Annotated in this window: 25 protein-coding genes; 17 read left to right on the plus strand and 8 right to left on the minus strand. The window is 66.9% G+C overall.

Translation table 11 applies throughout. The annotated features are described in order from the left end of the window. Nucleotides 1-58 precede the first annotated feature (58 nt). Complete coding sequence (locus tag B5X78_RS10685; RefSeq protein WP_079724532.1) at nucleotides 59-316, minus strand: helix-turn-helix domain-containing protein; 258 nt, start codon at nucleotides 314-316, stop codon at nucleotides 59-61. A 147-nt stretch (nucleotides 317-463) separates the two neighbouring features. Here B5X78_RS10685 and B5X78_RS10690 point away from each other — a divergent pair, with 147 nt between their 5' ends. Continuing rightward, nucleotides 464-886: a hypothetical protein gene (locus B5X78_RS10690; protein ID WP_079724533.1), complete on the plus strand. Its 423-nt coding sequence runs from the start codon at nucleotides 464-466 to the stop codon at nucleotides 884-886. On the opposite strand, the gene B5X78_RS10695 is transcribed toward B5X78_RS10690, so the two are convergent. Further along, nucleotides 883-1,263 (minus strand): YciI family protein, encoded by a 381-nt coding sequence (locus B5X78_RS10695; protein WP_079724534.1) that lies wholly within the window; start codon nucleotides 1,261-1,263, stop codon nucleotides 883-885. The two genes, B5X78_RS10690 and B5X78_RS10695, sit on opposite strands and share 4 nt — an antisense overlap. Nucleotides 1,264-1,455: 192 nt before the next feature. On the opposite strand from B5X78_RS10695, the gene B5X78_RS10700 reads away from it, so the two are divergent. From B5X78_RS10700 to B5X78_RS10730, 7 genes are all read left to right on the plus strand, one after another. Next, nucleotides 1,456-1,875 (plus strand): YciI family protein, encoded by a 420-nt coding sequence (locus B5X78_RS10700; RefSeq protein ID WP_079724535.1) that lies wholly within the window; start codon nucleotides 1,456-1,458, stop codon nucleotides 1,873-1,875. Nucleotides 1,876-1,956: 81 nt separating this feature from the next. Further along, the gene (locus B5X78_RS10705; RefSeq protein ID WP_079724536.1) at nucleotides 1,957-2,367 is read left to right on the plus strand and encodes a VOC family protein; all 411 of its coding nucleotides are present in this window, start codon (nucleotides 1,957-1,959) and stop codon (nucleotides 2,365-2,367) included. Between the two features lie 29 nt (nucleotides 2,368-2,396). Continuing rightward, the gene (locus B5X78_RS10710; protein ID WP_079724537.1) at nucleotides 2,397-2,810 is read left to right on the plus strand and encodes a VOC family protein; all 414 of its coding nucleotides are present in this window, start codon (nucleotides 2,397-2,399) and stop codon (nucleotides 2,808-2,810) included. Nucleotides 2,811-2,820: 10 nt separating this feature from the next. Continuing rightward, nucleotides 2,821-3,486: a dihydrofolate reductase family protein gene (locus tag B5X78_RS10715; RefSeq protein ID WP_079724538.1), complete on the plus strand. Its 666-nt coding sequence runs from the start codon at nucleotides 2,821-2,823 to the stop codon at nucleotides 3,484-3,486. An 89-nt stretch (nucleotides 3,487-3,575) separates the two neighbouring features. Then, entirely contained in the window at nucleotides 3,576-4,835 is a 1,260-nt protein-coding gene (locus tag B5X78_RS10720) for an RNA polymerase sigma factor (protein WP_079724539.1), read from the plus strand. Between the two features lie 104 nt (nucleotides 4,836-4,939). Next, complete coding sequence (locus B5X78_RS10725) at nucleotides 4,940-5,326, plus strand: BlaI/MecI/CopY family transcriptional regulator (RefSeq protein WP_079724540.1); 387 nt, start codon at nucleotides 4,940-4,942, stop codon at nucleotides 5,324-5,326. A gap of 1 nt (nucleotide 5,327) precedes the next feature. Beyond that, a complete protein-coding gene (locus tag B5X78_RS10730) occupies nucleotides 5,328-7,280 on the plus strand; it encodes a M56 family metallopeptidase (protein WP_079724541.1) in 1,953 nt (650 codons plus the stop codon). 47 nt (nucleotides 7,281-7,327) lie between these two features. On the opposite strand, the gene B5X78_RS10735 is transcribed toward B5X78_RS10730, so the two are convergent. Then, nucleotides 7,328-7,573, minus strand: coding sequence for a DUF3297 family protein (locus B5X78_RS10735; RefSeq protein WP_079724542.1), 246 nt, complete (start codon nucleotides 7,571-7,573; stop codon nucleotides 7,328-7,330). Between the two features lie 131 nt (nucleotides 7,574-7,704). On the opposite strand from B5X78_RS10735, the gene B5X78_RS10740 reads away from it, so the two are divergent. The 3 genes from B5X78_RS10740 to B5X78_RS10750 all read left to right on the plus strand — a co-directional run bounded on the left by B5X78_RS10740 (nucleotide 7,705) and on the right by B5X78_RS10750 (nucleotide 9,532). Beyond that, on the plus strand, nucleotides 7,705-8,247 hold the full coding sequence (locus B5X78_RS10740) for a DUF6630 family protein (protein WP_079726138.1): 543 nt from the start codon (nucleotides 7,705-7,707) through the stop codon (nucleotides 8,245-8,247). A gap of 88 nt (nucleotides 8,248-8,335) precedes the next feature. Further along, nucleotides 8,336-9,217 carry an MBL fold metallo-hydrolase gene (locus B5X78_RS10745; protein WP_079724543.1) on the plus strand — a complete coding sequence of 294 codons (882 nt, stop codon included), beginning with the start codon at nucleotides 8,336-8,338 and terminating at the stop codon, nucleotides 9,215-9,217. Between the two features lie 66 nt (nucleotides 9,218-9,283). Continuing rightward, nucleotides 9,284-9,532, plus strand: a complete 249-nt coding sequence (locus B5X78_RS10750) for a hypothetical protein (RefSeq protein ID WP_079724544.1) — start codon at nucleotides 9,284-9,286, stop codon at nucleotides 9,530-9,532. A 13-nt stretch (nucleotides 9,533-9,545) separates the two neighbouring features. Here B5X78_RS10750 and B5X78_RS10755 read toward each other — a convergent pair whose 3' ends face one another. Next, nucleotides 9,546-9,914 (minus strand): VOC family protein, encoded by a 369-nt coding sequence (locus B5X78_RS10755; protein WP_079724545.1) that lies wholly within the window; start codon nucleotides 9,912-9,914, stop codon nucleotides 9,546-9,548. 213 nt (nucleotides 9,915-10,127) lie between these two features. Here B5X78_RS10755 and B5X78_RS10760 point away from each other — a divergent pair, with 213 nt between their 5' ends. Beyond that, on the plus strand, nucleotides 10,128-10,520 hold the full coding sequence (locus B5X78_RS10760) for a hypothetical protein (protein ID WP_079724546.1): 393 nt from the start codon (nucleotides 10,128-10,130) through the stop codon (nucleotides 10,518-10,520). Between the two features lie 28 nt (nucleotides 10,521-10,548). Here the strand turns inward: B5X78_RS10760 and B5X78_RS10765 are convergent, their stop codons facing one another. Further along, entirely contained in the window at nucleotides 10,549-10,929 is a 381-nt protein-coding gene (locus B5X78_RS10765; protein WP_079724547.1) for a hypothetical protein, read from the minus strand. 249 nt (nucleotides 10,930-11,178) lie between these two features. Between B5X78_RS10765 and B5X78_RS10770 the strand changes: the two genes are divergently transcribed. The 3 genes from B5X78_RS10770 to B5X78_RS10780 are packed head-to-tail and all read left to right on the plus strand — an operon-like array spanning nucleotide 11,179 to nucleotide 14,926. Then, nucleotides 11,179-12,978, plus strand: a complete 1,800-nt coding sequence (locus B5X78_RS10770) for a sensor histidine kinase (protein WP_079724548.1) — start codon at nucleotides 11,179-11,181, stop codon at nucleotides 12,976-12,978. Then, nucleotides 12,975-13,415 (plus strand): response regulator, encoded by a 441-nt coding sequence (locus tag B5X78_RS10775; RefSeq protein ID WP_079724549.1) that lies wholly within the window; start codon nucleotides 12,975-12,977, stop codon nucleotides 13,413-13,415. Before B5X78_RS10770 ends, B5X78_RS10775 begins: the two co-directional genes overlap by 4 nt. 2 nt (nucleotides 13,416-13,417) lie before the next feature. Further along, complete coding sequence (locus B5X78_RS10780; RefSeq protein ID WP_079724550.1) at nucleotides 13,418-14,926, plus strand: sensor histidine kinase; 1,509 nt, start codon at nucleotides 13,418-13,420, stop codon at nucleotides 14,924-14,926. Between the two features lie 25 nt (nucleotides 14,927-14,951). Here B5X78_RS10780 and B5X78_RS10785 read toward each other — a convergent pair whose 3' ends face one another. The 3 genes from B5X78_RS10785 to B5X78_RS10795 form a co-directional block, all read right to left on the minus strand. After that, nucleotides 14,952-17,291, minus strand: a complete 2,340-nt coding sequence (locus B5X78_RS10785) for a GH92 family glycosyl hydrolase (protein ID WP_079724551.1) — start codon at nucleotides 17,289-17,291, stop codon at nucleotides 14,952-14,954. A gap of 88 nt (nucleotides 17,292-17,379) precedes the next feature. Beyond that, nucleotides 17,380-18,435: a bifunctional DNA-binding transcriptional regulator/O6-methylguanine-DNA methyltransferase Ada gene (gene ada, locus B5X78_RS10790; RefSeq protein ID WP_139381531.1), complete on the minus strand. Its 1,056-nt coding sequence runs from the start codon at nucleotides 18,433-18,435 to the stop codon at nucleotides 17,380-17,382. Between the two features lie 122 nt (nucleotides 18,436-18,557). Next, nucleotides 18,558-19,484, minus strand: a complete 927-nt coding sequence (locus tag B5X78_RS10795) for a LysR substrate-binding domain-containing protein (protein WP_079724552.1) — start codon at nucleotides 19,482-19,484, stop codon at nucleotides 18,558-18,560. 83 nt (nucleotides 19,485-19,567) lie between these two features. On the opposite strand from B5X78_RS10795, the gene B5X78_RS10800 reads away from it, so the two are divergent. Together B5X78_RS10800 and B5X78_RS10805 are read left to right on the plus strand one after the other, a co-directional pair. Then, nucleotides 19,568-20,623, plus strand: a complete 1,056-nt coding sequence (locus B5X78_RS10800) for a YeiH family protein (protein WP_079724553.1) — start codon at nucleotides 19,568-19,570, stop codon at nucleotides 20,621-20,623. An 83-nt stretch (nucleotides 20,624-20,706) separates the two neighbouring features. Next, the gene (locus B5X78_RS10805; RefSeq protein WP_079724554.1) at nucleotides 20,707-21,099 is read left to right on the plus strand and encodes a DUF2946 family protein; all 393 of its coding nucleotides are present in this window, start codon (nucleotides 20,707-20,709) and stop codon (nucleotides 21,097-21,099) included. Nucleotides 21,100-21,137: the final 38 nt, after the last annotated feature.

Consider the following 21,137-nt stretch of genomic DNA (forward strand, 5'->3'; position numbering starts at 1 on the left):
TGCAGGGTTCTTGGTACCTGTGGAGAAAGTCACTGGGCCACCTGGCCCAGGCCCTGGCCTAGGGCTTGAGCAGTTCGCGAACGTCCACGTCCAGCGCCTTGGCGACCTTGCCCAGGCCATCGATGGAAATGTTGGTGATGCAGCGCTCCAGCTGGGAGACGTAGGTGCGGTGGAAGCCGGAAATCTCGGCCAGCTTTTCCTGGCTCAAGCCCTGTTCCTTGCGCAGCTTCTTGAGGTTGGCGGAGATGCGCTGGCGGGCTTCGGAGGGGCCGTCGTCGTCGACGGCGGTGGCGGCGGAGGCGGTCTTTCTGGACATGGGATCAGCCTCGTCCGCTACCGTTTGACAATCTACAGCTATAGCCTCTACTGTCTTTGCATCTCGTCAATTGTCAGGGCAAGGGGCGGGATTGCACCGGGTGGTAGGGAGGCCACCTGGCCTTTGTTTTCGTTATGGATCAGTCGTATGCACGTCATCAGCCCCTGTGAGCCACCGGCCAATGAAGGCCGCTTTGCCCTTCCTGCGTTTCCTTCCTGGAACGCCAGCCCGCTGGCAGGCGTCCTGCAGCTGCTGCAGGACACGCGCGAAATCACCTTGGCCGATGCCGGCCTTTCCCGCTTCGAAGGCGGCCGGCTGGATCAGCTGCAGAAGCTGGCCAGCGAGGAAGCCGGCATCTGCCTGGATCGGGTGGACGTCCTGAGCAGCCTGCTGGAAGAGACCCTCGGCAGCACCGAGCCGGCCGACACCGCCCTGTTGCTGCAGACCGTGCAGCAGCTGCGGCGTGGCATGGCCGATCACCGGCGCTGGCTGGCGTTCGCCGACAATGCCGGCTACTACCGCGACTCGCCGGACGCGCGGGCGCGGATTGCGCGCTCGCTGCGCCTTTAGGCGCCTGCGCCGACGCGCCTGCGTTCCTGGTCCATGTCATGGACCGGGCGTACCTCGATGGCGCCAAAGCGCGACCACGGGAATTCGTGGGCGATGCGCACGGCTTCGTCCATGTCGGCGGCTTCAATCAGGTTGAAGCCGGCCAGCACCTCTTTGGTTTCGGCAAACGGACCATCGGTGACACTGGCGCGGCCATCGCGTTGGCGCAGGCTGCGCGCGCTCTGCGCGGGCTTGAGCTGTTGGGATCCGAGCAGGGTGCCGGCCTGTTTGAGTTCATCGGCATGTTCCAGGCACCCGCGCATCAGGCGGTCGTATTCGGCCTGCGGCAATGCGTCAAGCAGGGTCTTGTCGGTATAGATCAGCAACAGGAATTGCATCCGTCTCTCTCCTGCACCGGCGCTCCGGCGCGAGGGCGCATCATGCCGCAGAACCGGCGGCCACCGTCACCTTCACAAAAAAACTTTTCCGGCGGCTGTCGATCCGCCACCCCGCCGTTCGTCGTACCCATGAAAGCGCGGCAATCCCTTGCCTCCCGCTTGCTGACAATCCTTCCCAGAACGGAGTACGACATGAAAGTCATGGTCATCGTGAAGGCTGACGCAGAATCCGAAGCCGGCGTCATGCCCAGCCAGCAACTGCTTGAAGAGATGGGCCGCTACAACGAAGAACTGGTCAATGCCGGCATCATGCTGGCCGGCGAAGGCCTGCATCCCAGCTCGCGCGGTGCACGCGTGCGCTTCGACGGTCGCCAGCGCACGGTCATCGATGGGCCCTTTGCCGAGTCCAAGGAACTGATCGCCGGCTTCTGGCTCTGGCAGGTCCGATCCCTGGACGAGGCACTGGAATGGCTCAAGCGGGCCCCGTTCGACGGCGGCGCCGAAATCGAAGTCCGCCCGATCTTCGAAATGGAAGATTTTGGCGATGCGATGACGCCGGCCCTGCGCGAGCAGGAAGAACGCCTGCGCCAGAAGACCGAACAGCGCAGCTGAGCGCCGCATCGCAGCAAACCCGCCACACCGGATCCACCCCCGCGCCTAGCGGCGCAGTTCCATCGCCACAGGAGTGCCACCATGCAGATCATTCCCTACCTGGGTTTCCGCGGTGAATGCCGCGACGCCTTCGCGTTCTACGCGCAAGCGCTCGGCGGCAAGATTGTCGCCATGATGACGTATGCCGAATCGCCCGTTGCCGACCAGGTGCCGGCCGAGACGCGCCACTACGTGATGCACGCCAACCTGATCGCCGACGGCGCCAGCCTGATGGGCGCCGACGGTCCCTGGAACGAAGACGACACGGCCAGCCAAACCTGCATCAACGTGATGGTCGATGATGATGCCGAGGCCGAGCGCATCTTCAACGCTCTGGCCGAAGGCGGCAACGTGACCATGCCGATGGCCGAGACTTTCTGGTCGCATCGCTTCGGCATGCTGACCGATCGCTACGGCAAGCCGTGGATGGTCAACCACCTCAAGGACGGCTGAGCCGTCGACAACAAGGAGCAAGCAAACGCATGAGCACGCAAATTTTCGTCAACCTGCCGGTCGCGGACCTGCCGCGTTCCAAGGTCTTCTTCGAAGCCCTGGGCTGGCATTTCAATCCGCAGTTCACCAACGAGCAGGGCGCCTGCCTGGTGATCAGCGACACCATCCACGTGATGCTGCTGACCAACGAATTTTTCCAGACCTTCATCCCGGGCAAGACCATCGGCGATGCACGCAAGCAGATTGAAACCATCACCTGCCTGTCGGCCGACAGCGCCGGGGAAGTGAACCGCCTGGTCGATGCGGCCGTTGCCGCAGGCGCCACCATTCCGCGCGAGCCGCAGGACATGGGCTTCATGTACTCGCGCAGCTTCGATGATCTGGACGGCCATCAGTGGGAAGTGGTGCACATGGACATGAGCAAGGTTCCCGAGCAACTTTGAGGACACGGCGATGAAACTGGTAGTGCAAGCTTTCGTAAGCCTGGATGGGGTCGTGCAGGGTCCGGGTGGCCAGGACGAGGACCGCAGCGGCGGCTTTCGCCACGGTGGCTGGGCCGCGCCGTATTTCGATGAGGCGATGCTGGGCAACATCTTCGCCAGCATGGATGCCATCGATGCGCTGCTGCTGGGTCGCCGCACCTACGAGATCTTCGCCGCGCATTTTCCCCACCAGGGCGCCGACGATCCGGTGGCCTCGCGTTTCAACCGCATACCCAAGTACGTGGCCTCGCACGAATCCGGCGCGCTGGCCTGGGCCGGCAGCGAGCGGCTCGAGGGCGACGTGTCGGCGCAGGTGGCACGCCTGAAGCAGCAGCCTGGCCAGGAACTGCACGTGCATGGCAGCGGCACGCTCGTGCAGAGCCTGTTGCGCGATGGTCTGGTCGATGAATTGCGCCTGTGGTGGTTCCCGGTGGTGCTGGGAGCCGGCAAGCGCCTGTTCGGCGTCGACAGCCAGGCGTGCTCATTCGCGCTGGCCGGTCACCAGGCCTTCGACAGCGGGGTCAGTTCCCAGCGCTACCTGCGCCGCGGCGAACTCGACTACGGCTACATGGGGTCGGCCGAACCCAGTGCCGAAGAAGTGCAACGGCAGCGCAAAGTCGCTGCCGGTGACGGCTGAGGCCAGCGCCACCGCGATTCGATACCGGCTCATGAGACAGGACCTTCGCCGCTTGCTCCGGTCCGCCGCCGATGTTCAGATCGGCGGTCATGAGCACACCGGACCTGCACCGACGCATCGACACCCTGTGGCGAATGGAATCGCCGGCGCTGATCGCGCGCCTGACCCGCATGCTTGGCGATGTGGGCCTGGCCGAGGACATGGCGCAGGACGTGCTGGTCTCTGCGCTGGAACGCTGGCCGGACGCCGGGATACCGGACAATCCCGCCGCCTGGCTGATGCAGGCGGCCAAGCATCGCGCCATCGATCGCCTGCGCCAGCGCCAGCTGCATGCGCGCAAGCACGAGGAGCTGGCCTACGAACTGGACGGACAGACCATGGCCGGACCGGATGACGATGCCTGGCTGGAAGACGACATCGGCGATGACCTGCTGCGCCTGGTGTTTGTCACCTGCCATCCTTCCCTGCCCACCGAAGCGCGGGTGGCGCTGACCCTGCGCCTGCTGGGCGGATTGAGCACGGACGAAATCGCGCGCGCCTTCCTGCAGGCCGAGCCGACCATCGCGCAACGCATCGTGCGCGCCAAACGCACCCTGTCGCAAAAACAGGTGGCCTTCGAAGTGCCGCGCAAACAGGAGCTGGACGAGCGGCTGGATTCGGTGCTCGAGGTCATCTACCTGATCTTCAACGAAGGCTATTCGGCCACCGCCGGCGACGACTGGATGCGTCCGGCGCTGTGCGAGGAAGCGCTCCGCCTGGGCCGCGTGCTGGCCGGCCTGATGAAGGACGAATCGGAAGTCCATGGCCTGTTGGCGCTGATGGAAATGCAGGCTTCGCGCGCCAAGGCGCGCACCGCGCGCGACGGCACCCCCATCCTGTTGCTGGAGCAGGATCGCGCGCGTTGGGATCGCCTGCAGATCCAGCGCGGCTTGAACGCGCTGGATCGGGCGATCCGCCTCGGCGGCGCCTTCCAGCCCTACGCCCTGCAGGCTTCGATTGCGGCCTGCCATGCGCGTGCGGTGCGGCCGGAGCAGACTGATTGGGCGCGCATTGCCGCCTTGTATTCGCAACTGGCGGCGGTGACTCCGTCGCCCATCGTCGAGCTCAACCGCGCCGTGGCGATCAGCCGTGCCACCGGCGCGGCGACGGCGTTGCCGTTGGTGGATGCCTTGAATGCGGATGAGCGCCTGCGCGATTACCCGCATCTGCCGGCGGTGCGCGGGGATCTGCTCGAGCAGTTGGGTCGGCGCGACGAGGCACGGCTGGAATTCGAGCGCGCGGCGGAACTGACCCGGAATGCCCGCGAACGCGCCTTGATGCTGGCGCGGGCGTTGGCGTGCGGTGCTTGATCGGGCGGTAGGCCGTCATTCCCTGGCCCCATGACTTCCGTCAGGGTTGACGACAGTTGTAGTCAGTGCCATCGTGACTACAGTTGTCGTCACGGAGCCCGGTCATGCCGCGCACATCGATTGGAGATCAGGAACTGGCCTTGCTGCAGCACATCTCGACGCTGGGCGATGCCAGCGTAGGAGAAGTGGCCAGCGGCTTTGGCGAAGCGCGCGGCCTGGCGCGTTCGACCGTGCTGACCATGATGGAGCGGCTGCGCGGCAAGGGATTCCTGGAGCGGGACCAGGTCGACGGCGTCTTCCGCTACCACCACACGCATGGACCGGACGATGTCGTGCGTGGCGCGGTGGGCAAGTTTGTCGAGAACACCCTGCAGGGTTCGGTGTCGCCGTTCGTGGCCTGGATGTCCGAACGCGGCCGGGTGAGTGACGACGAACTGGCCGAACTCGAAGCCTTGGTGGCCAACCTGCAATCGCAACGCAAGGAGCGCTGAGATGGACGCCGCCCTGCTGGAAGCCTTCCTGTTGCGCCTGGGTATCGCGAGCCTGCACTCGCTGGTGCTGGTCGCGCTCATCCTGCTGATCCAGCGGCTGGTGCCGCGCCTGCCTGCTGCCGTGCGTTGCCTGTTGTGGTGGATGGCCGCGCTGCAACTGGTGCTGGGCTTGATCTGGCCGCGACCGCTGGAACTGCCGCTGCTGCCTGCCATTGCGCCTGCGGTGCTGGAAGTGCACGCGTCGTCTTCCGGCTCCGGCTCCGTCTCCGCGGATCGCGGCGCGTCCACGGACGCCCTCCGCCTGGCGCCGGCCACCGTGCTGGCGGTACCCGCCGTCCGCGGCATGGACGAAGCCGACCGCGCCGTCGCTGCCGACAACCGCAGCGCCGCAAGCGCGTCATCGCTACCGTGGGCGCAACTGCTCGCGTGGCTGTGGCTGACCGGTGTGATCATGACGGCGCTGCAGACGCTGCACGCATATCAGCAATCGCGCCGCTGGCGACGCACGTCGCGGCCATGCATGCATCCGCAGGTGCTGGCGATTTACGCCGAGGTCGGCGCCCGCCTCAACCTGCGCAGCCTGCCGCCGCTGCGGGTGTCGAACCACATCGCCTCGCCGCAGTTGCTCGGCCCCTGGCGGCCGATCGTGCTGTTGCCGCAGGCGGTGCTGGAAGGATTCGACGATGACGAGATGCGGATGGCCTTGCACCACGAACTGAGCCATCAGCAGCGCCGTGATCTCTGGTGGGGTTGGATGCCGGCGATCGCGCGGCACCTGTTCTTCTTCCATCCCGCCGCCCATCTGATTGTGCGCGAGTACGCCTTCGCCCGCGAAGCCGCCTGCGATGAAGCCGTGCTGGCCTGTGATCACCACGCCGCCCACGACTATGGCCGCCTGCTGTTGCGGCTGGGCGTGGCGCCGCGACCCTGCGCCGGCATGGCCGGCGCCTCGCCCACCTACAGCTTGCTCAAGAGGAGATTGCTCATGCTGCAGAACTCCAACGCCGCCACCCGCGGGATGCCGCTGGTGCTGATCGCGGCCACCATCGTGGTCGCCGCCCTGCCGTGGCGTGTCACCGCGCAGGCCACCACCACCCCGGCGCCTGCCACGCAAGCGCGCGCCGCCGTGGTGGCGCAGGCAGCTTCCGCGTCCAGGCCGGCCGTCAAGGCCAACCCGGCGGTCAGCGCCAAACCGGCCGCCGCGCCCAGGCCGGTCGCCGCTGCGGCCTCCACTCCGCGGGCGCAGCCCACGGCGGCCGTGGCCCCCACGGCGCCGACTCCACCCCATGCCGATGAAGTGGACGCCTACGAAGGCACCGTGCGCATCCACGGCGCCAGTGACTACGCGTACGTGATCATGCGCGGCCGCGAAGTGACGGCATCGGCCGAAAGCCAGGATTTCAAGGTGTCGCGGCGCCTGCAGGCGGGCAGCACCGAACCGATGATCTATGTACGCAAGGGCGCGAAGACCTACCTGATCCGCGATGCGGCCACGGTGCAGAAGGCGCAGGCGATCTGGAAGCCGGTCAGCGATCTGGGCGAGCAGCAGGGCAAGCTCGGCGAAGCACAAGGCAAGCTCGGCTCGGAGCAGGGCGCGCTGGGCGCCAAACAAGGCGCGTTGGGCTCGCAGATGGGCGAGCTGGGTCGCCAGCACGCGCAGATCGCTTTGCGCCAGGTGTCGTTGTCGCAGGATGACAGCGCCGCCGCCGAACGCCAGCGCCAGGCGCTGGAGAAGGAAACCGAGGCACTGGCCGCACGCCAGGAAGCCTTGGGCAACCAGCAGGAAGCGCTGGGCCGGCAACAGGAAGCGTTGGGCAGCAAGCAGTCGGTGCTCGGCGAGCAACAGGCCGCGCTGGGCACGCGCCAGGCCGCGGCCAGTGATCGTGCCGACGCACAGATGAAGCAGTTGCTAGATCAGGCCATCGCCAGCGGCGTGGCGCAGCCGGCGGGCTGATCCGCACCGGCAGGTTGCCGGCCCCGCGCGGCTGGGCCGGCGCGCGATTACTGCTGTTCGCGGAAGTAGGCGACCACCTCGCCCTTGACCTTCAGCGTCATCGGATTGCCGCGGCGATCCTTGGACTTGCCCACCGGCACGCGGATCCAGCCTTCGCTGACGCAATATTCCTCGACGTTGTCGCGCTCCACCCCATTGAAGCGGATGCCCACGCCTCGTTCCATCAGCTCGGCATCGTGGAAGGGGCTGCGCGGGTCGGAGGCCAGGCGATCGGGAGGCGTGTCGGAGCTCATGGGACGGCGTCTTGCGAGGGAATTGGGCCGCTAGGATAAACGCCCGCTGCGTCGCGGCCCAAATGGCGGGTTCCCGTGCCGCGCGCGACACGGCAGGATCGGACCCTCCCCCCGGAGCCTTGGCCATGATCCTGCCCGACGACGACTTTGACGAAGACCCCGGCTACGCCGGCGATGACGAGGACGAGATCGACACCGGCGATCTGGAAGCGATGATCTGGAACCTGCTGGTGCTGATCAATCCGGGCGATGAGGAGTCGGCGCTGCGCCAATTCTCGCTCTGGCGCGACGGCATGGCCGAGGCGCAGGGCGATGAAAGCCAGGCGCTACCGATCCTCAAGGACGCGATTGACTGGTCGGCCGGCTTCTACGTGGACTGGAACGACACCGAATCGCTGGTCGACAGCATCGAGGAACTGGCCGCGCGCTGGAACCTGGATATCGATTGGGGCGGCGACCCCAGCGACGATGATTTCCTCGACGCCACCGATGTGCCGGCGCTGATGGCGGTGGCCTACGATCGCCTGCGCGAATACGGCTACACGCTCTGGAACTGGAACACCGACGGCGATGCCTACGCCGGCTGGATCGCCCTCAGCCGCGACGATGAGGGCATGCAGCAGCTGTGTTCCGCGCTGGGCATCGAAATACGTCCGGCCAGCGACGCCTTCTGAGCGGGCCGGCGCAGGGCGGCTCCGCCGCGCTTGCAGCCGGCGCGGTGCGGGTGTCTAGTAGCGGCAACCCGCGCCTGCCCGGATCTCCATGACGGTCAACCCGCCCACGCCACGCGTGGACAGCCTGTTCCATGCCGATACCAACACCTTCACCTACCTGGTGGACGATGGCCAGGGCCATGCGCTGATCATCGATCCGGTGCTGGATTTCGATCTCGCCTCGGTGCGCACCTGGACCGCCTCGGCCGACCAGGTGTTGGCGCAGGTGCGCGAGCGCGGCTTGCAGGTGCAGTGGATTCTCGAAACCCACGCCCACGCCGATCACCTCAGCGCTGGCGGCTACCTGCGCGATGTGCTGGGCGCACCGCTGGCCATCGGCCGCGGCATCGTGCAGGTGCAGCAGCGGTTCAAGACCCTGTTCGATCTCGGTGAGGACTTCATTGCCGACGGTCGCCAGTTTGATCGGCTGCTGGATGACGGCGACCGGCTGGAGTTCGGGCAGCTCGGCGTGCAGGTGTTGGCCACGCCCGGACACACCGACGATGGCATGACCTTTCTGGTCGGCGATGCCGCCTTCATCGGCGACACCCTGTTCGCACCGGAAACCGGCACCGCGCGCGCCGATTTCCCCGGCGGCAGCGCGCGCCGCCTGTACGCCTCGCTGCAACGGCTGCTGGGCCTGCCGGCATCCACGCGGCTGTTCCTGTGCCATGACTATCCCAAGGATCGCGCACCGCAGCCGGAGACCAGCGTGGCGGCGCAGCGGCAGGGCAACATCCATGTGGGTCAGGACGCAAGCGAAGAACAGTTCGTGCAGCTGCGCGAAACGCGCGACGCCACCTTGCCGGTGCCGCGGCTGCTGCTGCCGGCGCTGCAGATCAACATCCGCGGCGGGCACCTGCCGCCGGCCGATGCCCATGGCGTGGCGTGGCTGCGCCTGCCCATCAACCAGATCGGACGCGCGCCATGACGCGCGCGAGTCGCACGGCCGTCATCGGCGCCTGCGACCCTGCCTCTTCCCCCCGGGAGCCATGCCATGCATAGCCTGATTCTGTTGTACGACGCCCAGCGCTTCGAACGCGAGCAAGCCGAACAGGCGCCGGATCTGCTCGAGCGCGACGGCCTGCAGTTCTCACGCCGCGCCGGTCCGCGCACGCCCTTGCGCACCGATCACGACTGGAACCCGGTGTCGGTGTATGCGCCGGACGATCTGAGCGAGGAAGAGTTCCAGGAGCTGTACGAACAGCATCGCGCCGGCGTCGAAGAACTGCACCTGCACTACTGACGGACGGCGGTGCTCACTTCGGCTTGAGCTGGTGCAGCAGGATCGAGTTGCCTTCACTGTCCAGGCATACCGACATGCGGCACACCGGGGTGTCGATGACCTCGCACTTGAATACCACCTGGTGTCCTTTTAAGTGCGTGATCAGGGCGTCCAGGTCCTCCACCTCGAAGGCGATGGTGCCGCCGGCATTGTCGCTGGGCGCTTCGTTGGTGAAGTTGGTCAGGGCCAGACAGCCGCCGCCCGGCAGGTCGTACTCGATCCAGTACTGGTCGCCCTGGTTGCCCATCGAACCCGGCGTCAGGCCCAGGACCTGCTCATAAAAGGCGCGCGCTCGCGGCACCTCGCGGATCGGGTACATGGTGAAAGCCACCTTCCTGAGCATGGTCGTTTCCTTCCGCCGCGCGTAGTGCGCCGGCGCACGATAACGGACTGGGCCGGGTTCATTCCGTTTGGCTATGACGTGCCGAATCAATTGCAGCGGTTTCCGACGAACGGTGGCGCCGACGACCGGCAAACAGGCGCGAAATGCGTTCTCCCTGCTGTTCCTGTCATGAATCGGGCGAAAACTGGGCGCCCGTGAGGAGGAGTAGAGCCAATGGACGCCATCCAGATCGCCCCGGACGGGGTCAAGTGCGAAGCAATAGACGTCGCGGCGGAGTTGCGGCGCTGGCAGAGCGATTACTTCATTCCCGGTGCAGCGGCCCCGGCCGCGTTTCCCCGCTTCGAGCCCACGTTCAAATTTGCCTACGATCTGTATCTGCAATGGCACCGCGAGCCGTTGGACAACCTGGCCGATCGGATCGAGTGCGCCTACGAACGGCAACTGCCGCCCTCGCAGCGTCTGGATCGCGACACCGTGCAGGCGATCGTGGCGGCGGTATGGGAGCGCATGGGCGGGCAGTTGCACGTACGGCGCCTGCCGACCACGTTGAGCCTGCATCGCGAGCCGCCGAGCATGCCGCTGCGGCAACCCCCGCCGGCGGTATAGCCGGCGAGGGCCATTGCGCGCAGATGCGTCAGTGGTGCAGCAGCGCGACGTCATCCTGCTGCGTGGCCAACCAGCGCCAGGCTTCGCGCACGATCACGCGTGCCACGGTCCAGTCCATGCTGGATGCGCCGCGCAATTCATCCCACTGCGCTTCCAGTTCGTCATCCGCACTCAGGCTCAAGCGACCCTGGTAGGCGTCATGCGTGGCCAGCGCCAGCGCATAGGCCGGGCATGCATCGTCCCAGGCCAGGTCCGGATGCAGGCGCGCGCGCCGACGATGATCGGCCTGACTGAAAGCTTCGAACTCGTCGGGGATGTCCATCATGCCTTCGTAAGCCAGGCAGTCGCTCAGGCGTTGAGCGGTGCCGCGGACGGAGGGCGAGGTGCGAACGGGGCGAAGACGCTGCATGGGCACTGCTCCGATGGGGGAGTGGCCGATGGTGGAAACCACGGCATCAGCGGTGCGTGAAGGCATTTGCCTGGCGCGGTGAATCATTGCGACGAAAACTCCGGCCCGTCACTTCAATCCGGCCCGCAAGTGGCTCCTGCCGCGCTCGCGGCAGCGCCGTTGTGACGTTCGTATCTTTCAATCCGGGCATGGGTTAGCATCAGTCGGCCAGGCGGATGCATCACCGCCACCACGGCCTTCCAGGGGAAAATGAACGACACGAGCGCCCGCTTTGCGTGGGGACGTTGGCAGCTGCCCCTTTTGGGGCTGGCCGTCCTGTTGATCGTCGTGCTGCCCTTTCTGCTGCTGCAGGAACTGTCCGAGAACAATCTGGAAGCGGCCGACGCCATCGCCCATACCCATCAGGTGGAAGCGGCGGTGGATCGGTTGGCGGTGGAAGTGCGTGAAGTGGAAACCTCGGCCATGTTGCTGACCCTGGCCGGCGAACTGCCGACGGCGCGTGCGCGGGTCATCGAAGGCCAGGCCGGAATCCCGGGCCACCTGCAACGCCTGATCGATCTCACCCGCGACAATCCCAAGCAGCAGATCCTGATCGGCCAGTTGCGTGAGCTGATCCAGAGCCGCATGGATATCGTCAACGAACTGCTGCGCACCGACCCGGCGCAGGCCGGCGATGTGGTGCGGCCGATGGCCACGCGCTTCCCGATTCGCGGCGTGCTGCAGGAAATGCTGGCCAACGAGCGCGCCCTGCTGGCGGCGCGCGCGCGCGACTCGGCGCGGCAACGCGCACTGGCGATCTGGCTGGGCTGGGGCGCCATGGTCGTGCAGCTGGTGCTGCTGGCCACGGTCATCACCGCGCTGGGCAGGCAGGTCTCCCGTCGCCTGCAGGCCGAACAGAAATCGCGGCGCGCCAGTGAACGCGCGCTGGTGATGCTGCAGACCGTGCGCGAACCGATCGTGCTGTTCGACGCCGATCTGCACGTGCTGATGCACAACGCCGCCTTCGCCGAACTCTATGGCCTGGAAAGCGGGCAGGTGATCACCCGCCTGCAGGAAGTTGGCGAAGCCTGGTCCGATCCGGTGCTGGGCCAGCGGCTGGGCGATGTGCTCTCGCGCGGCCGCGAGCTGTGGGACTACGAACAGGTACAGAGCACCGGCGACAACACGCAGCGCACCGTGCTGCTCAATGCCCGCCGCATGCCGCTGCCGGATCAGGACGATCACGTGGTGCTGATGACCATCAGCGACATTTCCGTGCAGAAGGCCGTGCAGCGTCGGATTGCCGATCTGAACACCCAGTTGCAGGGCAAGGTGGAACAGGTCTCGGAAGTGAACCGCGAGCTGGAAGCCTTCAGCTATTCGGTCTCGCACGACCTGCGCGCGCCGCTGCGGCACGTGGCCGGTTTCTCCGACAAGCTGGGTCGCCACCTGGGTGATGCGGCCGACGACAAGAGCCGCCACTACCTGGACGTGATTGGCAACTCCGCGCGGCGCATGTCGCAGCTGATCGATGATCTGCTGGTGTATTCGCGGCTGGGCCGCAGCGCGCTGCGCCTGCAGGCGGTGGACATGCAATCGCTGGTGGCCGAAACCCGGGCGATGCTGGATTCCAATGCGGCCGATGCCGGCTCGCCCCGCCCGGAATGGCGGATTGCGCCGCTGCCCATCCTGGTCGCCGACGAAAACATGATGCGCCAGGTCTGGCAGAACCTGCTGGGCAATGCGGTCAAATACAGCAGCCGTCGCGAGCGCCCGTTGATCGAGGTCGAGCATCACCTCACCGACGAGGGCGCCCACCATTTCAGCGTGCGCGACAACGGCGCCGGCTTCGACATGGAATACGCCAGCAAGCTGTTCGGCGTGTTCCAGCGCCTGCACAAGGCCACCGAGTTCCCCGGCACCGGCATCGGCCTGGCCAGCGTCCGGCGCGTACTATCACGCCATGGCGGACGCATCTGGGCCGAATCCGTACCCGACCAGGGCGCCACCTTCCACTTCGTCCTGCCCAACGCGCTTGAAGCGCCTGCCCCACGAGACCCGCATCCATGACCGAATACCGCACGATCCTGCTGGCCGAAGACAGCCACGCCGACGCCGAGATGGCGATCGACGCGCTGCGCGAAGCCAACCTCCTCAATCCCATCGTGCACGTGGAAGACGGCGTGGAAGCACTGGATTACCTGCTGCGGCGCGGCGTGTATGCGCAGCGGCCCGAAGGTCTGCCGGCGGTGCTGCTGCTGGACATCAAGATGCCGCGCATGGACGGGCTGGAAGTGCTCAATACGATTCGCACGCACGATTCGCTCAAGACCCTGCCGGTGGTGATCCTGTCGTCCTCGCGCGAGGAAAGCGACCTGGCGCGCAGCTGGGATCTGGGCGTTAACGCCTATGTGGTCAAGCCGGTCGACATCGACCAGTTTTTCCAGGCGGTGAAGACGCTCGGCACGTTCTGGGCGGTCATCAACGAAACGCCCGCCAAGGACTGACCATGCCTCTGTCGGCAGCGCCCCTGGGACCGGTCCGCATCCTGCTGGTGGAAGATTCACCGGAAGATGCCGAGCTGATCAGCCTGCAGCTGGTGGATGCCGGCCTGGAGGCGGTGTTCGTGCGCGTGGACAGCGAAGGCGAGTTGCGCCAGGCGCTGGTCGGCGACGCCTTTGACCTGGTGCTGTCGGATCTGGATCTGCCCGGCTTTTCCGGGCACCAGGCGCTGACCCTGCTACGCCAGCATGATCCGGTGCTGCCCTTCATCTTCGTCTCCGGCACCATCGGCGAGGACACCGCGGTGATGGCCCTGCAGCAGGGCGCCAATGACTACGTGCTCAAGCACAACACCGTGCGGCTGCCGGCTGCGGCCGCCCGCGCGATCCGCGAGGCCCGCAACGAACGCGAACGCGAGCGCGCCGAGAACGAGCTGATGCGTTCGCAACGGCTCAACGCGCTGGCGATGCTGGCGGCGGGCCTGAGCCATGATCTGCGCAACATCCTGCAGCCGATGCTGATCGTGCCGGACCTGCTGGAGACCTACAGCGACGATCCGAAGATCCTCAAGCTGGGCGCGCTGATCGCCGAGAGCGGCCGGCGCGGCCACGAGATGGCCGAGTCGATGCTCTCGTTCGTGCGCGGCTCGCGCAAGCAGAGCGAGACGATCAAGCTGGCCGCGTTGTTCCAGGCCGTGCAGCTGTTGTTGCAGGGCAGCCTGCCGCGTTCGATCAAGCTCGACGTGGACATGCCTGCGGAAGACGTGACGGTGCAAGGCAATTTCACCGAACTGCAGCAGTGCCTGATCAACCTGTGCCTCAATGGCATCCAGGCGATGGAAGGCCGCGAGGGCAAGCTCGCCCTGTCGGCGCAACGCCAGGGCGACAAGGTCGTGGTGCAGGTCAGCGACCAAGGCGTGGGCATGTCGGCGCAGATGCAGGCGCAACTGTTCACCCCGTTCTTCACCACCAAGCGCAATGGCACCGGCCTGGGCCTGATGTCGTGCAAGCGGATTGTCGATGCCATGCACGGCCGCATCGAGGTGGACAGCGATGCCGAGCGCGGCACCCGATTCACGCTGCATCTGCCGGTGCGTCCACCTACCGTGGACGAGCCGGCCAGCGAGACGTTCCTGGAAGGACGCGGCCAGCGCATCCTGCTGGTGGATGGCGACACCACGCGGTTGTCGCTGCTGGCCACCGCCGTGGGCAGCCAGGGCTATGAACCGTGGGTGGCGTCGGATGGCGCGATGGCTCTGCGCCTGCTCGCTACCGATGGCCAGCCGGATCTGGTGATCGTCGACAGCGACATCCTGTTGCTGTCCGCGGTGAGCCTGCTGCTGGCACTGCGCGAGGCGGGCTTCCAGGGGCCGGTGGTGAGTCTGGAAGATCCGCTGCACCCGCTTTCGCATCACGATCTGCCCAGCGGCACCATTTCGGCGGTGGTACACAAGCCGCTGCAGATGACCGAGATCCTGCGCACGGTCGAGCGCACGCTGGCGCGCGCCGCGCATTGAGCGCGGCGCACCCCGGGCCGCGCGATCAGCGGCTCATCGAGTACGGCCGTTCGGCCACGCCCCATTGCTTGTTCGGTTCGGCCTGCATGTGGAAGCGCAGTTCGCCGCCGGCCAGGATTTCCTCGTGGCCCAGGAACGCACGCTCCAGCGGCTTGCCGTTGAGGGTGGCGCTGCCGATGTACGGATGCGCGTCATCCAGGCCCTCGGCGATCACGCTGAACTGTTTGCCATTGGGCAGGTTGAGTTGCGCGCGCGGCAGGAACGGCCGGCCGATGATGTACTGGTTGCTGCCCGGCGTGACCGGATAGAAGCCCAGCGCGGTGAACACATACCAGGCCGACATCTGGCCCAGATCGTCATTGCCGGCCAGGCCATCGGGGCGTGCCGCATATTGGCTGCGCATGATCGCGCCCAGCCGCGCCTGGCTGCGCCAGGGCTGGCCGGCGTAGGCGTACAGATAGGCGACGTGGTGGCTGGGCTCGTTGCCGTGTGCGTACCAGCCAATCAGGCCGGTGATGTCTTCCATGTGCTCGAAGATCTTCGGATCCACCTTGGCGTCGAACACCTGGTCCAGCCGCGCCAGCAGCGCGTCTTCGCCGCCATGCGCACGCGCCAGCCCGGCCACGTCCTGCGGCACGTACCAGGAGTACTGCCAGGCATTGCCTTCGGTGTAGTCGCTGCCGTAGCCGCTGACCGTGGGATCGAAGGGCTCGCGGAAGGCGCCATCGCGCTTGCGTGCGCGCATGAAGCCGGTCTTGGCGTCGAAGGCGTGCTGCCAGTTGCCGGCGCGGCGCTGGAACTCCGCGGCCACGTCCTGCCGGCCCAGCGCCTGCGCCATGCGCGCGATGGTCCAGTCATCAAAGGCGTACTCCAGCGTCTTGGAGGCCGCCTCGCCTTCTTCATCGATCGGCACGTAACCCAGCTCGCGGTATTGCGCGATGCCGTCATAAGGGCCGTGTTTGGCCGTGGCCACCATGGCGTCCAGCGCCTGCTGCGCATCGAAACCACGGATGCCCTTCATGTAGGCGTCGGCGATCACCGGTACTGCGTGGTAGCCGACCATGCACCAGGTTTCCTGCCCGTGGAAGGCCCAGATCGGCAGCATGCCGTACGGGCTCTGCCGCTGCGAGGCCAGCAGCGAGTTGATGAAGTCGCTGTTGCGCTGCTCCGGCTGCACCAGGGTCAGCAGCGGATGCAGCGCGCGGTAGGTGTCCCACAGCGAGAACGTGGAGTAATGGGTGAAGCCCTTGGCCTGGTGCACGGCGTTGTCCGGCCCGCGGTAGCGGCCGTCGTGATCCATGAACAGCGTGGGGCCCAGCATGGTGTGGTAGAGCGCGGTGTAGAAACTGCGCTGTTGCTCGGCGCTGCCCTGCGCATCAATCGCGCCCAGCGCCTGTTGCCACTGCGACCGGGCGGCGGCGCGTGCGCCGTCGAAATCCCACGCAGGCGCCTCGGCTTCGAGATTGGCGATGGCGTTGTCTTCGCTCACCGGCGAAATTGCCACCTTCACCAGCAGCTCCTGGCCGGCCGCATCGGCAAAATCGAACGCCGCGACAATCTGGCGTCCTTCAATCTGCGCGCGCTGGCGCGGATCCTTCTCGCCCGGCGGCGGGAAGCCTTTGTAGACGACGTCCTGTTCGGTGTCGTGCAGTTGCTGGCCGCCGCTGCGGCGCGAGAAGCGCATGGCGAAGTACAGCTGCCGGCCCGGCGCCCAGCCGCGGGTTTCGCGGAAACCGGTGACGGTGCCGTCGCTGCGCACGCGCAGGCGCGACCACTGCACCTTGCCCGGGTAGTCGTACATGCTGGTGCGCAGATCGATCAGTACGTGCGCCGGCTTGCCTTTTGGAAAGTGGTAGCGGTGCCAGCCGACGCGCGCACTGGCGGTCAGTTCGGCGCGTACGTCGTAGTCCTGCAGCGTCACTGCGTAATAGCCGGGCTGGGCCTGCTCGCTGGCGTGGCTGAAACGCGAGGTGTAGCCGCTTCCCGGCTTCGTCGCGTCGCCGCGCTCCAGTTTGACCTCGCCGCTGATCGGCATCAGCAGCACGTCGCCCAGATCCGAATGACCGGTGCCGGAGAAATGCGTGTGCGAGAAGCCGACGATGGTCTGGTCACCATGGCGGTAGCCGGCGGCCCAGCCATAGGCTTCCTTGCGCGGCTTGATCTGCGTGTCGGGGCTCAGTTGCACCATGCCGAAGGGAACGGTGGCGCCGGGATAGGTATGGCCCTCGCCACCGGTGCCGATGAAGGGATCCACGGCGGCCCATGCGCGTTCGCCGACGGCTTTGTCATGGGCGGTCGCGGCAATCGCCGGCGCGGCCAGCAGGCAGGCGAACAGGGAAAGGGGTCGCAACCAGGGTGTGCGCATGCGTGCTCTTCAGTCCAGGCGAAGGCGCGACCCTAGCACGCGCCGACACTGCGGCCGAGTTACGCGGTCACGCTCCCGCACTTGTGCGTCACGCGGTGCCTTCGCGCTTGAGCAGTTCGCGCTTGCGCTCCACGCCCCAGCGATAACCGGACAGGCCACCATCACTGCGCACGACCCGATGACAGGGAATGGCGATCGCCAGCGGATTGGCCGCGCAGGCCTGCGCCACCGCGCGCACCGCGCGCGGCATGCCGATCTGCCGGGCAATCTGCGCGTAGCTCGCGGTCTGGCCGGCGGGGATGTGCCGCAAGGCCTGCCAGACGCGTTCCTGGAACGCGGTGCCGCGCACATCCAGTGGCAGTTCCAGGCCCACTGCCGGCGCTTCGACCAGGCCCACCACGCGCGCGACCAGTTGTTCAAACGCGTCGTCGCCGCCGATCAGGCGTGCGCGCGGAAACTGATCCTGCAGATCGCGCAGCAGGGCATCGGGATCATCGCCCAGCAGGATCGCGCACACCCCACGCGCACTGCGCGCCACCAGGATCGCGCCCAGCGAACACTGGCCCAGGGCGAAATGGATGTCGGCATTGAGCCCGCCGTCGCGGTAGTCGCTGGGGCGCATGCCCAGACGCTGGTTGGAGGTTTCGTAGAAGCGGCTGCTGGAACCGAAGCCCGCATCGACGATGGCCGTGGTGATCGAGCCATCGCTGTCCAGCCCGCTGCGCAGGCGACGCGCGCGATGGGCATCGGCATAGGCCTTGGGCGTGAGCCCGGTCGTGGTCTTGAACAAGCGATGGAAGTGGTACGGGCTGAGCCCGATCTGCGCCGCCAGCGCCGTCAGGCTGGGCGGTTCCTCGGCTTCCAGCAGGCGACAGGCTTGGGCAACCAGCGCGGCCTGCTGCGCGGCGACGCTGCTGCGGTCGGCATGGGCGCGACGGCTCGGCCGATAGCCTGCCGCCTCGGCGGCGTCAGGCGTGTCGAAGAACTCGACATTCTCCCGTCGCGGCAGGCGCGCCAGGCTGCTCGGCCGCGCATACACGCCGGTGGTCTTCACTGCATAGACGAATTGCGCGTCCGCCTGCGGATCCCGGGTCAGCAAGGCGGTCCAACGAAGGTCGTGCGCGGCGGTGGGCGAGGGCGACATGGCCGGATCTCCTGGCGGGGGCATGGACGCATGCTGTTCCCCTCGCGTGGGTCGCGCACTCCGCGGCTTGCGGTCGAATTCCGGCATGGCGGCATTGTCCGCCATCGGCGGGCGCAACGCCGTCAAACTGTCCCGGAGCCGGGCAAGTCATCCAGGAATGCCTGCAGCGCCGGCGAACGTCGCCGGTTGAGCAGTTCCAACTGGTACAGCGGGCGGGTGAACAACACCTGTTGATCCATCGTCAACGCGCGCACGCGGCGCATGGCGATCAGATCTTCCACCACCACCGATGGCAGCAGCGCCACGCCGGCCCCTGCCGCCACCGCCCGCGCAATCGCTTCGTTGCTGCCGATGGCCAGCTGCTGGCGGGGGGTGATGCCATGCGAGCGCAGTACTTCCTGGGCCACCCGACGCGTGCCGGAGCCCGGCTCGCGCAACAGCCAGGTCTGTTCGCTCAGCGCGGCAGCGGTGGTGCGGCGGCTGCCGGCCTTGCCCATGTCTTCCGGCGCGATGATCACCAGCGCTTCCTCGCGCCAGATGCGGGTGTCGATGCGCGGGTCTTCCACCGGGCCTTCCACGATCGCCGCATCCACCTCGCAGTTGATGATGGCCTCGGCGATCTGCGCGGTATTGGCCACCACCAGCTCCACCGCGATATCCGGATGGCGGCGGGCAAAAGCGGCGATGTGCGCAGGCAGCCAGTAGCCGGCCACGGTGGTGCTGGCGCCGATGCGCAGGCCACCCTTGCGCAGCCCGACCCGCTCGCGCACGTCTTCCAGCGCAATCCGCTCCATCGCGAAAATGCCACGGGCATGCTCGAACAGCGCCTGGCCGCCTTCGGTCAGGCGCACCCCGCGCACGCCGCGGCTGCCGCCGGGACCGCGGTCGATCAAGGGCAGGTCCAGCTGATGCTCCAGCTCGCGCACGGCCTTGGACACGGCGGACTGGGTGATGAAGAGAATCTCAGCGGCCCGCGAGAAGCTTTGCTGCTCCACGACGGCGGCAAAGATGCGGAGCAGGTGCAGATTGAGGGAATGAGGAATATTCATGCATGAGTGAGTTATATGCATTGGACTCATTCTGCCACGGCCACTAAGGTGCCGCGCATCGGCTGTCCTTTGTTGTCCTGTCCATGTCTTCGCAATCGTTGCCCGGTCTGTCCATCCCCCCGCACGCCCCCGGCCGCTGGCCCGGCCTGCTGCTGGCCGTGGCCCTGGCCGGCATCGGCCTGTGGCTGGCCAGCCTGCCCAGCGTGCAGGGCTGGGGCATCAGCGCGCTGACCGCGGCGATCCTGCTGGGCATCGTTGCCGGCAACACCGTGTTCCCGCGCATCGCCGGCCAGGCCGCGCCGGGCGTGGATTTCGCCAAGAGCACGCTGCTGCGGCTGGGCATCGTGCTGTACGGATTCCGGGTGACCTTCCAGGACATCGTCCAGGTCGGCACCGCCGGCCTGGTGATCGACGCGATCATCGTGGCCTCGGTGTTCCTGCTGGCGGTCTGGCTGGGCACGCGGGTGTTCAAGCTGGATCGCGAAACCTCGATGCTGATCGGCGCCGGCAGCGCCATCTGCGGCGCCGCCGCGGTGATGGCCACCGAGCCGGTGGTCAAGGCGCAGGCGCACAAGGTCTCGGTGGCGGTGGCCACCGTGGTGGTGTTCGGCACGCTGGGGATGTTCCTGTATCCGGCGCTGTATCCGCACCTGGTCGCCAGCCTGGGCATCAGCGAACACGCTTACGGCGTCTATGCCGGCTCGACCATCCACGAAGTGGCGCAGGTGGTGGTGGCAGGCAAGTCGATCAGCGAAGCGGCCGCCTCGGTCGCGGTGATCGAGAAAATGATCCGGGTGATGCTGCTGGCGCCGTTCCTGCTGATCCTGTCGGCGCGGCTGGGCGGCACGCAGGCCGGCGAAGGCAAGCCCAAGCTGATGATTCCCTGGTTCGCGGTGCTGTTCATCGCGGTGAGCCTGTTCAATTCCCTGCACCTGCTGCCGGCCAGCTGGGTCGCGGCCATCGTGCAGCTGGATACCGTAATCCTGGCCACGGCCATGGCCGCGCTGGGCCTGCGCACCCACGCCGGCGCCATCCGCCAGGCCGGGCTCAAGCCGCTGCTGTTGGCGCTGTGCCTGTTCGCCTTCCTGATCCTGGGCGGCGGCGCGATCAACCTGCTCGTCACCCATCTGCTGGGTTGAGGCTCAGGCCCGGCGCTGACTTGCGACATCGGGTCGCAGCTTGTGGGGCTGCCGCGGCCATCGCAGCCCCTACACTACGCGCCGTGATTCGACACCGCGCCCTCCACCGAACCTTTGCAGGCCTGGCCCTGGCGGCCGCCCTGCTGATGGTGTTCGCGCCGGCGATGAACCGCCTGCTCGCCAGCGCTTCGCCGCAGCTGCTCAACGGATTGACCGAGCTGTGCACGGTATCGGGACTGAAGCTGGTCGATCTGTCCGGGTTGGAAGCCAAGGGCGCCTCGCCCGTCCAGACCGTGATGGCCGACTGTCCGTACTGCGTGTTGCTGGGGCCGGTCCTGCTCAGCCTGATCGTGCTGGCCGCCTGCCTGTTTCCCCGTCGAGTGGACCTCGCGCCGCAATGGCGTGATCGACTCGCGCCCTGGCCGGCGCCGCCGCCGCGCGGTCTGGGTTCGCGCGGACCACCGCTGGTTCTCTGAAAGATTTCTCCATCGCCTGAGCCACGCCGGCTTCCCGC

The organism is Pseudoxanthomonas indica (assembly GCF_900167565.1).
GTDB classification, from domain to species: domain Bacteria; phylum Pseudomonadota; class Gammaproteobacteria; order Xanthomonadales; family Xanthomonadaceae; genus Pseudoxanthomonas_A; species Pseudoxanthomonas_A indica.

Coding starts and splice junctions, on each gene's coding strand:
- B5X78_RS10685 (WP_079724532.1), bottom strand. CDS start 316: ATGTCCAGAAAGACCGCCTCCGCCGCCACCGCCGTCGACGACGACGGC.
- B5X78_RS10690 (WP_079724533.1), top strand. CDS start 464: ATGCACGTCATCAGCCCCTGTGAGCCACCGGCCAATGAAGGCCGCTTT.
- B5X78_RS10695 (WP_079724534.1), bottom strand. CDS start 1,263: ATGCAATTCCTGTTGCTGATCTATACCGACAAGACCCTGCTTGACGCA.
- B5X78_RS10700 (WP_079724535.1), top strand. CDS start 1,456: ATGAAAGTCATGGTCATCGTGAAGGCTGACGCAGAATCCGAAGCCGGC.
- B5X78_RS10705 (WP_079724536.1), top strand. CDS start 1,957: ATGCAGATCATTCCCTACCTGGGTTTCCGCGGTGAATGCCGCGACGCC.
- B5X78_RS10710 (WP_079724537.1), top strand. CDS start 2,397: ATGAGCACGCAAATTTTCGTCAACCTGCCGGTCGCGGACCTGCCGCGT.
- B5X78_RS10715 (WP_079724538.1), top strand. CDS start 2,821: ATGAAACTGGTAGTGCAAGCTTTCGTAAGCCTGGATGGGGTCGTGCAG.
- B5X78_RS10720 (WP_079724539.1), top strand. CDS start 3,576: ATGAGCACACCGGACCTGCACCGACGCATCGACACCCTGTGGCGAATG.
- B5X78_RS10725 (WP_079724540.1), top strand. CDS start 4,940: ATGCCGCGCACATCGATTGGAGATCAGGAACTGGCCTTGCTGCAGCAC.
- B5X78_RS10730 (WP_079724541.1), top strand. CDS start 5,328: ATGGACGCCGCCCTGCTGGAAGCCTTCCTGTTGCGCCTGGGTATCGCG.
- B5X78_RS10735 (WP_079724542.1), bottom strand. CDS start 7,573: ATGAGCTCCGACACGCCTCCCGATCGCCTGGCCTCCGACCCGCGCAGC.
- B5X78_RS10745 (WP_079724543.1), top strand. CDS start 8,336: ATGACGGTCAACCCGCCCACGCCACGCGTGGACAGCCTGTTCCATGCC.
- B5X78_RS10750 (WP_079724544.1), top strand. CDS start 9,284: ATGCATAGCCTGATTCTGTTGTACGACGCCCAGCGCTTCGAACGCGAG.
- B5X78_RS10755 (WP_079724545.1), bottom strand. CDS start 9,914: ATGCTCAGGAAGGTGGCTTTCACCATGTACCCGATCCGCGAGGTGCCG.
- B5X78_RS10760 (WP_079724546.1), top strand. CDS start 10,128: ATGGACGCCATCCAGATCGCCCCGGACGGGGTCAAGTGCGAAGCAATA.
- B5X78_RS10765 (WP_079724547.1), bottom strand. CDS start 10,929: ATGCAGCGTCTTCGCCCCGTTCGCACCTCGCCCTCCGTCCGCGGCACC.
- B5X78_RS10770 (WP_079724548.1), top strand. CDS start 11,179: ATGAACGACACGAGCGCCCGCTTTGCGTGGGGACGTTGGCAGCTGCCC.
- B5X78_RS10775 (WP_079724549.1), top strand. CDS start 12,975: ATGACCGAATACCGCACGATCCTGCTGGCCGAAGACAGCCACGCCGAC.
- B5X78_RS10780 (WP_079724550.1), top strand. CDS start 13,418: ATGCCTCTGTCGGCAGCGCCCCTGGGACCGGTCCGCATCCTGCTGGTG.
- B5X78_RS10785 (WP_079724551.1), bottom strand. CDS start 17,291: ATGCGCACACCCTGGTTGCGACCCCTTTCCCTGTTCGCCTGCCTGCTG.
- ada (WP_139381531.1), bottom strand. CDS start 18,435: ATGTCGCCCTCGCCCACCGCCGCGCACGACCTTCGTTGGACCGCCTTG.
- B5X78_RS10795 (WP_079724552.1), bottom strand. CDS start 19,484: ATGAATATTCCTCATTCCCTCAATCTGCACCTGCTCCGCATCTTTGCC.
- B5X78_RS10800 (WP_079724553.1), top strand. CDS start 19,568: ATGTCTTCGCAATCGTTGCCCGGTCTGTCCATCCCCCCGCACGCCCCC.